This window comes from Microbulbifer elongatus, from assembly GCF_020524885.1.
Taxonomy (GTDB): Bacteria; Pseudomonadota; Gammaproteobacteria; order Pseudomonadales; family Cellvibrionaceae; genus Microbulbifer; species Microbulbifer elongatus_A.
Genome location: NZ_JAIVKJ010000002.1, coordinates 396074 through 408206, shown reverse-complemented (window position 1 = coordinate 408206; position 12133 = coordinate 396074). Strand labels below are relative to the sequence as shown.

Genomic DNA, 12133 nt, shown 5'->3' with positions numbered 1-12133 from the left:
CAGTGAATAACAGCTCAGCGCACACGAAAGATGTTCGCCGCTGCCTGCCCCCGTGGCTGGCGGTGTTGCTGCTGGGTATGTTTCTCGCCGTGCGCGGCCTGGTGCCGGCAGGCTTTATGCCCGCGCCCATCGCCGGGGGCTCCCCCTACGAACTGTGTCACGGCGACAGCCGCAGCGCACTGCTGTTAAACCTGGCTAACGGCGACAGTCCATCCGACCATCACCAGCCGCACTACGCCCCTGCTCACGCACACCACCAGGGCCATGCTCACGAGAACGCCCATCATTCGATGGCGGAGCCGGCTGGTACCGAATCGGCAAATCCTGACCATCAGCACGACAGTGCCACTGCCCAGGCCTTTTCCGACAACCACTGTAATTTCTCGGCACCCGTGGCGTTTGCCGTTGGCGTGGAGCCTGTGTTGTGGGCGCCTCTGCGTGGTCCCTCGCTGCCCATATTCACGCCACATTCCATCGCGATCAAACCGCGGAGTTACCTGCTTCCCCCCGGGCGCGCGCCCCCCATCGTTGCCAATCTCGCTTAACAACAACCCCGATACATTCCCCCGCAGGCTCATGGCAGTCCCTGTGGCGCGTCCGCGCCCGCTCAGCTGTGCCCGCGGGTACCCCAGCCCGTGGCGCAACCACCGGCGGGCTGCTTTTCGTTAGATTGAGAATGAACAATGAATAATTCCCGTATTGAAGCCGGTAAATCCCCGGCGGCCGGCGCACGCGTATTCCGACGTTGCGCCCTCGCCTTTGTTGTTACCGCCTGCTGCGTGTGCGCCAACGGCACCCAGGCAGACACCACCGGCTTGGAAGAGATGGTTGTCACCGCGGTAAAGACCGAGCAACCACTGAACCTGGTCACTGACCCCAAGAAACCCCGCCAGCCGCTGCCTGCCAACGATGGTGCGGACTACCTGAAAACGATTCCCGGCTTCTCGGTAATCCGCAAAGGTGGCACCGACGGTGACCCGGTGTTGCGCGGTATGGCCGGATCGCGACTGTCCATGTTGCTGGATGGCGAATCCATTCTCGGCGGCTGCTCAAATCGAATGGATCCACCCACCGCGTATATCTTTCCGGAGACCCTGGACGTGATCAAAGTGATCAAGGGTCCACAGACGGTCAAGTACGGTCCAGGGAACTCTGCCGGCGTCGTGCTTTTTGAACGCAATCGGGAGCGCCCGCAAACAACAGAGTGGGATGTGCACACAAGTCTGCTGGCCGCCACTGCCGGACGCCAGGACGGCCTCGTCGATGCCGCTTACAGGTCGCCAGAGTTTTCTATACGCGGCACCATAACTTCTGCTTCGGCAGGGGACTATCAGGATGGAGATGGCGTTACCGTTCACTCCCGGTATGAGCGCTGGAATGGTCAGCTCGGGTTCTCCTGGAGCCCGGACGACGACACTCGCCTGGAACTCAGCAGCGCACGCAGCGATGGCGAAGCGGCCTATGCCGACCGCGGGGTAGATGGTTCCAAATTCGCCCGCGAAAACGTCAATGCGAAGTTTGTCCGCAACAATATCTCGGATCTCATCCAGTCGGTGGAAGTGCAGGGGTACTACAACTACGTGGACCACGTCATGGATAACTACACCCTGCGTGAGCCCAGTGGAGTGATGGCCATGCAAATGGCGATGAATCCAGACCGCGAAACCAGCGGGGGCAAGCTGCTGGTGGAATTGGAACCGCAGCAGGATATGGAACTGAGCATAGGGCTCGACACCCAGCAAAATCGCCACAGCAACCGCAGTAGCATGAACCAGAGCATTGGGGACTACCGCGATCTAAAGCGGGTAGCGGATGCGGAATTTTCCCAAACCGGCCTGTTTACCGAACTTAGCTGGGAACCAACCCCAGGCGGTCGCTGGGTTGCAGGTGCCCGTGTCGATGACTGGAGCCTGCGCGATCTACGCAATGAAGTGCAGTTGTCGATGATGTCGTCCGCTGGAAACCCTACCGCGGGTGAGAAACGGGAGGAGCAGCTATACAGCGGCTTCATGCGCATTGAAAAGGCTTTGGAACACAGTGCCCCATCCTCAACCACCTTCTATGCCGGGGTGGGTTATACCGAGCGCTTCCCCGATTACTGGGAAATCATCGCCAAGGAATCCGCCGATTCGGTGAGCGCACTGGATATCGAATTCGAAAAAACCGCACAGCTGGATATCGGCTATATCTATCGCGGTGAAAAACTCTCAGCGAGTGCATCGCTTTTTGCCAACATCATCGACGACTACCTGATGATTCAATCGGGCTATGGCAAATCGAATATGAGCGGAAGCATGGATGGCATGAGCGACACTCGCACCACCACCATTGTGCGCAATACCGATGCGCGAAGCTGGGGTGCGGAGCTCGACCTGGGGTATCACATCAGCGAAAACTGGCGCTCGGAACTGACTCTGTCTTCGGTGCGTGGAGCCAATGAATCTGACGGCGCGACCCTGGCACAATTACCGCCGCTGGAAGCTCGCCTTGGATTGCACTATGAATACTCGGCCTGGTCAGGAGGGATTCTGTGGCGTGCGCTTGCTGCGCAGGATCGGGTAGATATTGGCAAGGGCAATATTGCCGGCCAGGACTTTGGCCCCACGGATTCGGCTAACATCCTGTCGCTTAATGGAGGCTGGCGTGCCATACCAGAACTTCTGGTAACCGCAGGGATCGACAATCTGCTGGACGAAACCTATGCCGAACATATCAGCCGTGCCGGCACTGCCATTCCCGGCTTTGAACAACTAGCGCGGGTTAACGAACCAGGTCGAACACTGTGGATGAAAGCGGTGTACCGTTTTTAAGGGGATGACTTAGTTCAACTAAATTTCAGCCGGTGCGGATCAAGGATCCACCGGCTTTTTTCTGCTTAAAACCGATAGCTGAAATTAACCGTGAGCGTGCGCAAATGCCCGAAATTCAGGCGTAAATCTGACACGCCATCGTTAACCCAGACGCGCGCATCTACATCGTTGTAATTGTATTCAATGGATGTGTCGAAATCCTGGGTCCATTTGTAGCGGTAACCGACACCGGCGTTCCAGTAATTGTCATCGGTTTCGCCATTGATGTCGTACAGGATTCCCCGCTTCTCGATGCTGTCGATATCGAAGTCGCCGTAGTTCCAGCCCACCATCCAGTAGAGGCACTGCACATCGCAGGTCATGGTAAAGTCGACCTTGGCCCCTATGCCCCACTGATCCACCGAAACGCTGCCGTCGTCAAAACCGGTGTAGCGTAACTCTACCTGCCATATGCCCACATCCGGCGTCACGCCAATACTGGCGTAACCGGCGAAATCCCTATCATCATTGATCTGTAGCTCGCCAGCACCGAGCCCGATGGTACCGACGATGTGATACTCACCATTGCAGTAGCCATCGATGGGGTTGTTCCACTGGGCCAATGTCGCGCTGGATGCGAATAGAGCCAGAAGGAATACCAGACCTTTCATTGTCACCATCCTTGGTTCTTCAAAATTGGTTTTACTAGCCGGCATTTATGCCGTTTTTAAAGTGCCACTGCCTGCTCGATACGCGCTGTCGGTGAATGTTAGCGCTCAGGATTTCGGGCTCATTTCATTTTGTTCGATATCGATGATTGCCCATACGCCACCGGCAAAGGCCGGGTTTTTGCGTAGCAGGTCGAGCTCGCCCGCCTGCGGTGGCGGATCGCCGGCAGCTTCCAGTTCATCCAGGCGCTCGACAATGGTTTCAGCCATTTTTTGCAAGGCAGCTTCAAGGGTTTCGCCATGACAATGGCAGTGGGGAAGATCCGGCGCTATGGCACCGTAACCGGCAAATTCGATATTGTGGACCACGACCGGGTAACGCATTGGATTTACTCTTTTAAGTTAGCGTTTATCCCACCAAGCGTAGACCCAATTACCAGAACTTGAACAAAATTCTCGGCAAGTAAAATATTTAAGCGACGATTGAGGAAACGACTGCAACTTTTCAGAAAAAATTCCCACAGAATTCGGAACAAAAAGATTCACGCGAGTGTTCATTCCGGAAAAATTCGGCGCTATTTGTTAATCGTAAAAAGGGAGGACATACCCTGGAAGACGCTCTCAGCGGGGAATTCGCCCGAGCAGGGCGCGGCGGGAAAAAATCATTTCCCGGTAGGTCTGGAGAAGGGAAATATCGAGAGACTCATCGGCTCCCTGAAGGTCCTGCATCTGCCGGGAAAGCCAGGTAATCTCGATTTCCAGGCGATGACGCAGGTGGCGGGTTTCCATTTCGCTGATATTTACGTGCGGATAAGCGGATCCACTGTGATTAATTGTCATAGGCATTACCTCCCCATTCCCTGTAGATGGACGGAGCCGGCCGTCGTCAAAATCCACACGACGACCGGGATATAAGGTTAAGCCTAGACCAGATTCGGCGAATTGCCCCGGTCAGACCGGGACCAACCCTACGGATTAACCCAACAGCAGGGCCTTCCAGTCGAATGAGCGATCCCCGATCACGTAAAAGAACGGGTTCAGCAGTGCCTCTTTCTGGTTGTAGCGCAGCAGCTCAAACTTGTCGTCCACCACGACGCCACCCGCCGCTTCCACCACGGCCTGGGCCGCTGCGGTATCCCATTCACAGGTGGGCGCAAGACGCGGGTACAGGTCGGCAGCCCCCTCGGCAACCAGACACAGTTTCAGGGAACTACCCATATTCTTGAGACCAGTCTCGCCCAGGCTGCCCTCGATACGGGACAGCAGCGCGTCCACAGCGCCGGCGCCGTGGCTGCGGCTGGCTACCACTTCAATCGGTTGCTTGTCGTCCAGGCGCGGGGCCATGGCGCGCACAGAGATCGGGGTCTCACCGGCGGAATCGCGCTTGAACGCGCCGAGAGATTTGGCCCCAGCATAGGTGATATCCAGCACCGGCACATGTACCACCCCCATTACCGGCTCGCCGTTTTCGATCAACGCCACGTTGACGGTGAATTCACCGTTGCGACGGATAAACTCCTTGGTACCGTCCAGCGGGTCGATGATCCAGTAGCGCTGCCACTTGCCGCGCTCGTCAAAGGAGGGCATTTCGCCCTCTTCGGACAGTACTGGCACGCCGTCCAGCAGCTTTTCCAGTGCCGGGGCGAGAATCTTGTGGGCCGCGAGATCGGCCGCGGTGACCGGGGAATCGTCCGACTTGGTGTCGACTTCAATATCGCCACTGGCGTTATACACCTCAAGTATCGCCTCTCCCGCCGCTACCGAAGTGGCGATAACCTGATCCAGCAGCTCCCTGCTTACTACGTTGTCCATGATTCCCCCTATTGTGACTCTGAGAAGTGTTCTGATATGTCTGAAGCGGGAGATTATACGCGGCCGCGGCAGGATTTGTGGTTTGATCCTGCCGCTGCGGCCACCCCCCCACCCAGAGTTCGATCAGGCGCTGAACAGGTCGTCGATGGACAGATAGCGTTCGCCGGTATCGTAGCTGAACACCAGTACGCGGCTGCCCGGCGCCAACTCCTGCTCCCGCTGCTTGAGCGCGGCGAGGGATGCACCGGAGGAGATGCCCACAAAAATGCCTTCCTTCAGCGCGCACTGACGCGCCATCTCAAAGCTGTCTTCTTCGCTAACCGGAATGGTGCCGTCGAGCATCTCTTTATTCAGCACTTCCGGCACAAAGCCGGCGCCGATCCCCTGTAACCGGTGCATCCCTTTTTCCTTGCCGGCAATGACCTGGGATTTCTCCGGCTCCACGGCGAACACCTTGAGATCTTTCATGGTTTCTTTCATCACCTCACCGCAGCCGGTGATATGGCCGCCGGTACCGACACCGGTGATCAGGTAGTCCAGCCCATCGGGGAAGTCGGCAAGAATCTCCCTGGCGGTGGTATTTTTGTGCGCGGTGACGTTGGCGGGATTGGTAAACTGCTGCGGCATCCAGCTGTTGTCGTGTTCAGCGAGGATTTCCTCGGCCTTGGCGATGGCCCCGGGCATACCGTTCTCCTTGGGAGTGAGCACCAACTCAGCGCCCAGGGCTTTCATAATCTTGCGGCGCTCGACAGACATGGATTCCGGCATGGTGAGGATCAACCGGTATCCCTTTACTGCGGCCACCATGGCGAGACCGATACCGGTATTGCCGGAGGTGGGCTCGACAATCACCCCGCCGGGCTTCAGTGCGCCACTTTTTTCCGCATCCTCGATCATGCCCAGAGCAATCCGGTCCTTGATACTGCTGCCGGGATTGAAGCGCTCTACCTTCATCCACACTTCGATATCATCCCGGAACAGGTTGTTCAGTTTTACGTGGGGGGTGTTGCCGATGGTTTCGAGAATATTGTTGGCCTTCATCTGTCGCTCCGTGAGGTGATGTTGTGATATCGCGCACTAGTGGATTGAACCGCCAGCCGCTTTGTCGAATACTCGCGCAAGAATACTCGCAAGATTTGCAAAGATAAAAAAAGACAAAATAAAGAAAGAAACTGGAGATGACCATGTCCGAGACAGCGATGACCGCTCAGCCTGCGGTAACTTCGATGATTACCCCCCCTGGCGCTCTGTTTCTGGTGGGCAGTGCGCTGTATATGGCGCTGGATGCCTCGGGAGTAGACGCTTCATGGATGGCCGGACTTAAGATCGTACCGATCCTCTCCCTGATTTGGCTCGCGGCCAGGCATCTCAACGGAGTCAGTCGCACCCTGGCATTCACGGCACTGGGTTTTTCCGCTACTGGCGATGTACTGCTGGCCATCCCGTTCCACAACCACTTTGTCTTTGGCCTGGGCGCCTTCCTGCTGGCCCAGCTGACCTACGCGGGCAACTTCCTGCGCGCAACGGAGTTTGGCAGCCGACGCTTCGCACTCCGCGGGGTGGCCATCGTACTGGCGGCGCTGTTGCTGGCCCGACAGGTACTCCCCGGCGCTGGTGAGCTGGCGCTGCCGGTGGTGTTCTACATTATCGCAATCGTGTTTATGGCGCTGTCGGCGGCGGCCCACCGCAGTGGCTCCTCATTGCTGTTCGCGGGCGCGGTGACATTCATGGTTTCCGATGCGCTGATTGCCATCAACCGCTTCGTGGATCCGGTCCCGATGGCAGGCACCTGGATCATGCTGACTTATTACGGGGCCCAGGCCCTGCTGGTGACCGGCCTGATCCGCGCAGATTTGGCGGACCGCTGGGCTTAGGGGCATAATGACCGGCGTTTTTTTGTACAGCCGCCCCCGGGGCAGGTAAGTGGATAGATTTATGCTGGACTGGAGCCGGATCGATACGGTGCTGCTGGATATGGACGGCACCCTGCTGGATCTGCATTACGACAATCATTTCTGGATGGAGCACCTGCCGCGGCGCTATGCGGAGGCCAACGGTATTCCGGTGGCGGAGGCGCAGGCGCTGGTTATCCGCATGACTGACGAGTTGCGCGGCACTCTGGACTGGTACTGCCTGCACTACTGGTCGGATGTGCTGAAGCTGGATGTGCAGGCGATTTACCGGGAAATCGAGGATCGCATTGCGCTGCGTCCGCATACAGACAATTTCCTGCGCAGCCTGCGCGAGATGGACAAGCGCGCGCTGCTGGTGACCAACGCACACCCGGATGGCCTGAGCCACAAGCTGGAGATCACCGGTATCGATCAGTGGCTGGATGAAATCATTTCTTCCCACGATCTGGGGCACGCGAAGGAAAGTACACTGTTCTGGCACTCACTACAGGAACGCCAGCCTTTCGATCCATCCCGCACCCTGTTTGTGGACGACAACCTGCATGTACTGGGCGCCGCGCGGGAATACGGTATCGAACACCTGCTGTGTATCCGCCAGCCGGACAGCAAAAACCCCGCGCGGGAGATTACCGAGTTTCCGGCGATTTTTGATTTTGACGAGATTGTGGGGGCCCGCAACTCGTAGCCCAGGCTTACGTTTTACCCAGTTGTGGCGGCCGGGCACTGGGTGGCGCTTTTCAGGACCGCTGTAGACCCATCCCTGGGCGCTGCGGCGGCGACGTGGCCCAGCCGCTTCAACGCGGCGCCTTCGGCCCTGTCGCCGACGCTCCTGAAAAGCGCCACCCAGCGCCCGACCTTCGCTTCAACTCATGCACTTCGAACCGACTTGAATCAGTCCTCGGGTCTTTTCAAATTCATCATTGATGTAGAGTTTTGATGGAAAAAGTACGTATCGACAAATGGCTCTGGGCCGCACGCTTCTTCAAAACCCGCAGTATTGCCAAGCAAGCAATCGAGGGCGGCAAGGTGCATGCGGAAGGCCAGCGAGTAAAAGCCAGCAAAGAAATCACAACCGGCGCCCAGCTGACCATTCGCCAAGGCTGGGATGAAAAAGTGGTGGAAGTAATCGCACTCTCCGACCAGCGCCGCGGCGCGGATATTGCGCAGACGCTGTACCGGGAAACGGAAGACAGCATTGCTAAACGGGAACAGTTTGCGGCCGATCGCAAAGCCAACAATGCGAACATTTCGCACGAGCGCCCCAACAAAAAGCAGCGGCGGCAGATTCATCGCTTCCTGCGGGAATCGCAGGACTGACTCAATCTTTCCACCCCACAAAAGCCGGACCCGGTTCGAGCCTCCGAAGCTACGGAGCAAAGAACTGCAGCGCTAAGGCTGGGTACCGGGTGGCCCTTTTCAGGAGCGTCGGCGACAGGGACGTCGCCGCCGCAGCGCCCAGGGATGGGTCTACAGCGGTCCTGAAAAGGGCCACCCGGTGCCCGGCCGCCACGGCGGGTCAATCAGAGCCGCTCGAACCACAGAGCACAAAGCCGCCAAAGTGCTAAACTGCCCCAAACTAACGAATAACCAAGAAGCCGCGATGAAACACCTGCTGACTCTCTGCCTGCTGATTCTCTGTTTCTCCCAGGCCGCCAGTGCCGACAACCGGGAACGTGAGCAGCTCAAGCGCTCGATCATCAAGATCTACACCACCGCCGCCGCCCCCGACTACTTCAATCCCTGGGCCCTGCTCAATGCCCAGCAACTGTCCGGCTCCGGCGCCGTGATCAAAGGTCAGCAAATCCTCACCAACGCCCATGTGATCGCCAATGGCAGCTTTATCCAGGTACAGCGCCACGGCGACGCACAGAAGTTTCGTGCGCGGGTCAAATTTGTATCCCACGACGCCGACCTGGCCCTGCTGACCGTCGACGATGAGAGCTTCTTCGAAGACACCCGCCCGCTGGCGCTCGGCGAACTGCCGGACCTGCAGGAGGAAGTGACCGTTTATGGCTACCCCATCGGCGGCAAGTCTCTTTCGATTACCCGTGGCGTATTGTCCCGCGTGGAGCACCAATACTACGCACACGCCGAGAGCTACCTGATGGCCGGGCAGATTGATGCCGCGATCAACCCCGGTAATAGCGGCGGGCCGGTGATCTCTGACGGGCGTATCGTCGGTGTCGCCATGCAAACCAACCACAGCAAGGGTGCGGAGAACCTCGGCTATTTTGTGCCGCCCAGTGTGATCAACCACGTGCTCGAAGACGCCAAAGACGGCGTGCACCAGGGCTTCCCCGAGTTTGGCGCGGTAACCCAGAGCCTGGAGAGCCCGGCGATGAAAGCCGCCGCCGGTCTCACCGAAGATCAAGAAGGCGCGCTGGTGGTGCGGGTATTTGAGGACTCTCCGGCGGCACAGGTGCTGGAGCCCGGCGACGTGCTGCTGCAGGTTGACGGTTTTGATATCGCCGCGGACCGCACCATCGAGTGGCGCGAAAACCAGCGCACCAACTACCACTATGCGGTGGACAAGTACCACGTGGGCGACAAGCTGCCGGTGCGCATCGCCCGCGCGGGTGAGATCCTGGATGCGGAAATCACTCTCGAGGCAACTCCGCCCTCGCGCTCACTGGTACAGGGGGAAAAGTTCGACCAGCGCCCTCGCTATTACATCTACGGCGGCGTGGTATTTGTGCCGCTGAACATGAACCTGATCAAGCGTTGGGGCAGCAACTGGCACTCCAAGGCGCCCATCGAGTATCTCTACGCGCGCAACCAGTGGTCCAGTCCCGACCAGCATGAACTGGTTGTTGCACTCAAGGTATTGCCGGCGCCGGTTAACCTCGGCTATCACGACTGGAAAAACTGGATCATCGAGTCGGTTAACGGCGAAAAAATTCAGGACTTCCAGCAGTTTGCACAGCTGATGGAAGCATCCCAGCAGGGCTTTGTGGAACTGAAAGACAGCGCCGGCTACCGCATGGTGCTCGATTCCTCCGCAGCTGGTGAACAACAGCCGTTTATCCTGCAGACATACCAGATTCCCGAGCGCCACTCCCAGGGGCTGTTCAGTACCCTGGCCGAACGCGAAGCGCCAGAAGAGTTGGGACAAGTGCAGTAATCCCGCAGCACAAAAGTTTTCATTGGGGGAAACAGGGATGTTGAAGCAACTGATCGCACTGGGCTCTATCGGCTTTCTGGGCTGCGCCCTGCTGGCAGTCAATGCCAGCGCAGGCGAGCTGTACCGCTGGGTAGACGCGGACGGCAAGGTGCACTTTGGTGACCGGCCGCCAGTGGAGGCCAAAGCAGAATCGCTGGAAGGGCAGCTGAAACCGATCAACAGCGCCGACCCCACCCGCAAGCAGAATTTTCCCGACAGCCGCCGCGCCGATCAGCTCGAGCGTGACTACGCCGCGCGCATGCAGTCCGAGCAGTCGAAAGCCCGCCGCCAACAGCAAGCTGCCTGTGCGCAGGCGCGCAAGCAGCTCAGTATCCTCAAGGGCCCGGTGTACTTTGTGGATGAGCAGGGCAATGAATCCACCATCAGTGAGCGGCAGCGTGTGGTCGAAGCGCGCAAGCTGGAGGCGCAGATACGCCAGTATTGCGGCTAATGGGTCCAACCGGAGGGCCCAACGAAGCCCTCGACCATCCCACCCCGACTGTCGCTATCCTATAAGGCCATCGTATTTGGGCGCGACAGGCACTAGAATCGCCCCCCAAATTTTTCTGCGAGGCACTCTCTCATGTCGGATCAGTTGGAACGCTTCATCTTCTCCAAGCACGATATTCGTGGCCAGCTGGTCACGCTTACCGATGCCTACCGAGAGGTGCTGGAGCACAATCCACTGCCACTACCGGTCAAGCAACTGCTGGGAGAATTCCTCGCCGCCGCCTGCCTGCTCTCCACCACGCTCAAGTTTGAAGGCATCCTGATGCTTCAGGCCCGGGGCGAGGGCGATGTGCCGCTGCTGGTCGCCGAGTGTACCCACCACAGCGATGTGCGCGGACTGGCACGCGTGGCAGAGGGCGCGGAGATCAAGGAAGGCGCTACCCTGCGCGAGCTGGTGGGCGAGCGCGGCGCACTGGTGATTACCGTGGATCCGCAGGAGGGCGAGCGCTACCAGGGCATAGTGCCACTGGAGAAAGACACCCTGGCGGAATGCCTGGAGGACTACTTTACCCAGTCTGAACAATTACAGACCCGCTTCTGGATCGAGTCCAGCGCAGACACTGTGGGCGGCATCATGCTGCAGGTACTGCCCGGTAATAACGCCGCCACCGAGGTGGAGAACAAAGACGCCTGGGAGACCGGGGTCCACCTTGCCTCTACGGTGACCGCCGAGGAGCTGCACAATCTGCCCCACGACGAGCTGCTGGTGCGCCTGTTCCACCAGATGGAGCCGGCGAGCCTTGGCACTGCGAATATCCGCTTCAAGTGCAGCTGCTCGGCAGAGCGCAGCGCCCGTGCGCTGATCGCCATGGGGCCGGAAGAGGTATATCAGTTGCTGGAGGAGCAGGGCGGCGAGATCACCGCGGACTGCCAGTTCTGCAACCGCACCTACCACTTTGACCGCGACAAGATCGAAGAGCTGTTCAACGCGCCGCCGCATACGCTGCACTGAATTAAATTTTGTGGCGGCGACGCTACCGGGTAAACCTGTGTGAGACACGAGCTAGGCGCCCCCCCTCAACCCATCCATGGGGCTCTTCCGCGAGGTCCCTCTCGCGGAAGGTCTCACAAAGGTTTACCCGGCATCCTCGCCTTCGCCCGAACGGCAACGAATCTTTACTCCTCGGAACGCGCCACAAGGGCGCGTTTTTCGTTTCCGACCTGCCCAATTTCATTCCTCAACGCACCCCCACACCAACCGGCGTTGAGTGTAGTAAAAACTACAGGACACCCAATATTCCCCGAAATTATGAAGTAAAAAAACTACATCACTATTTTGAA

The 12133-nt window shown here is 58.4% G+C and carries 13 protein-coding genes; 8 read left to right on the top strand and 5 right to left on the bottom strand.

Translation table 11 applies throughout. The annotated features are described in order from the left end of the window. The first annotated feature begins 2 nt into the window (after positions 1-2). Positions 3-545, top strand: coding sequence for a hypothetical protein (locus tag LC059_RS09120; RefSeq protein WP_226703538.1), 543 nt, complete (start codon positions 3-5; stop codon positions 543-545). 138 nt (positions 546-683) lie between these two features. Beyond that, positions 684-2810: a TonB-dependent copper receptor gene (locus LC059_RS09115; RefSeq protein WP_226703537.1), complete on the top strand. Its 2127-nt coding sequence runs from the start codon at positions 684-686 to the stop codon at positions 2808-2810. Between the two features lie 65 nt (positions 2811-2875). Here LC059_RS09115 and LC059_RS09110 read toward each other — a convergent pair whose 3' ends face one another. The 5 genes from LC059_RS09110 to cysK form a co-directional block, all read right to left on the bottom strand. Continuing rightward, on the bottom strand, positions 2876-3460 hold the full coding sequence (locus tag LC059_RS09110) for a porin family protein (RefSeq protein ID WP_226703536.1): 585 nt from the start codon (positions 3458-3460) through the stop codon (positions 2876-2878). A gap of 105 nt (positions 3461-3565) precedes the next feature. Beyond that, entirely contained in the window at positions 3566-3841 is a 276-nt protein-coding gene (locus LC059_RS09105; protein WP_226703535.1) for a type II toxin-antitoxin system HicB family antitoxin, read from the bottom strand. Between the two features lie 237 nt (positions 3842-4078). After that, positions 4079-4297, bottom strand: coding sequence for a hypothetical protein (locus LC059_RS09100; protein ID WP_226703534.1), 219 nt, complete (start codon positions 4295-4297; stop codon positions 4079-4081). Between the two features lie 135 nt (positions 4298-4432). Then, positions 4433-5269: a 3'(2'),5'-bisphosphate nucleotidase CysQ gene (gene cysQ / locus LC059_RS09095; protein WP_226703533.1), complete on the bottom strand. Its 837-nt coding sequence runs from the start codon at positions 5267-5269 to the stop codon at positions 4433-4435. A 123-nt stretch (positions 5270-5392) separates the two neighbouring features. Continuing rightward, on the bottom strand, positions 5393-6310 hold the full coding sequence (gene cysK, locus LC059_RS09090; protein ID WP_226703532.1) for a cysteine synthase A: 918 nt from the start codon (positions 6308-6310) through the stop codon (positions 5393-5395). Positions 6311-6453: 143 nt separating this feature from the next. On the opposite strand from cysK, the gene LC059_RS09085 reads away from it, so the two are divergent. The 6 genes from LC059_RS09085 to hslO all read left to right on the top strand — a co-directional run bounded on the left by LC059_RS09085 (position 6454) and on the right by hslO (position 11804). Next, a complete protein-coding gene (locus tag LC059_RS09085; RefSeq protein WP_226703531.1) occupies positions 6454-7143 on the top strand; it encodes a lysoplasmalogenase in 690 nt (229 codons plus the stop codon). A gap of 61 nt (positions 7144-7204) precedes the next feature. Beyond that, positions 7205-7867, top strand: a complete 663-nt coding sequence (gene yrfG / locus LC059_RS09080) for a GMP/IMP nucleotidase (protein ID WP_226704111.1) — start codon at positions 7205-7207, stop codon at positions 7865-7867. Between the two features lie 251 nt (positions 7868-8118). Beyond that, positions 8119-8499: an RNA-binding S4 domain-containing protein gene (locus LC059_RS09075; RefSeq protein ID WP_226703530.1), complete on the top strand. Its 381-nt coding sequence runs from the start codon at positions 8119-8121 to the stop codon at positions 8497-8499. Between the two features lie 283 nt (positions 8500-8782). Then, on the top strand, positions 8783-10303 hold the full coding sequence (locus tag LC059_RS09070; RefSeq protein WP_226703529.1) for a S1C family serine protease: 1521 nt from the start codon (positions 8783-8785) through the stop codon (positions 10301-10303). A 37-nt stretch (positions 10304-10340) separates the two neighbouring features. Then, the gene (locus LC059_RS09065) at positions 10341-10793 is read left to right on the top strand and encodes a DUF4124 domain-containing protein (protein WP_226703528.1); all 453 of its coding nucleotides are present in this window, start codon (positions 10341-10343) and stop codon (positions 10791-10793) included. A gap of 132 nt (positions 10794-10925) precedes the next feature. Then, positions 10926-11804, top strand: coding sequence for an Hsp33 family molecular chaperone HslO (gene hslO / locus LC059_RS09060; protein WP_226703527.1), 879 nt, complete (start codon positions 10926-10928; stop codon positions 11802-11804). The last annotated feature ends 329 nt before the right edge of the window (positions 11805-12133 follow it).

Coding starts and splice junctions, on each gene's coding strand:
- yrfG (WP_226704111.1), top strand. CDS start 7,205: ATGCTGGACTGGAGCCGGATCGATACGGTGCTGCTGGATATGGACGGC.
- LC059_RS09115 (WP_226703537.1), top strand. CDS start 684: ATGAATAATTCCCGTATTGAAGCCGGTAAATCCCCGGCGGCCGGCGCA.
- LC059_RS09110 (WP_226703536.1), bottom strand. CDS start 3,460: ATGAAAGGTCTGGTATTCCTTCTGGCTCTATTCGCATCCAGCGCGACA.
- LC059_RS09085 (WP_226703531.1), top strand. CDS start 6,454: ATGTCCGAGACAGCGATGACCGCTCAGCCTGCGGTAACTTCGATGATT.
- LC059_RS09065 (WP_226703528.1), top strand. CDS start 10,341: ATGTTGAAGCAACTGATCGCACTGGGCTCTATCGGCTTTCTGGGCTGC.
- LC059_RS09070 (WP_226703529.1), top strand. CDS start 8,783: ATGAAACACCTGCTGACTCTCTGCCTGCTGATTCTCTGTTTCTCCCAG.
- LC059_RS09075 (WP_226703530.1), top strand. CDS start 8,119: ATGGAAAAAGTACGTATCGACAAATGGCTCTGGGCCGCACGCTTCTTC.
- cysQ (WP_226703533.1), bottom strand. CDS start 5,269: ATGGACAACGTAGTAAGCAGGGAGCTGCTGGATCAGGTTATCGCCACT.
- cysK (WP_226703532.1), bottom strand. CDS start 6,310: ATGAAGGCCAACAATATTCTCGAAACCATCGGCAACACCCCCCACGTA.
- LC059_RS09100 (WP_226703534.1), bottom strand. CDS start 4,297: ATGACAATTAATCACAGTGGATCCGCTTATCCGCACGTAAATATCAGC.
- LC059_RS09105 (WP_226703535.1), bottom strand. CDS start 3,841: ATGCGTTACCCGGTCGTGGTCCACAATATCGAATTTGCCGGTTACGGT.
- hslO (WP_226703527.1), top strand. CDS start 10,926: ATGTCGGATCAGTTGGAACGCTTCATCTTCTCCAAGCACGATATTCGT.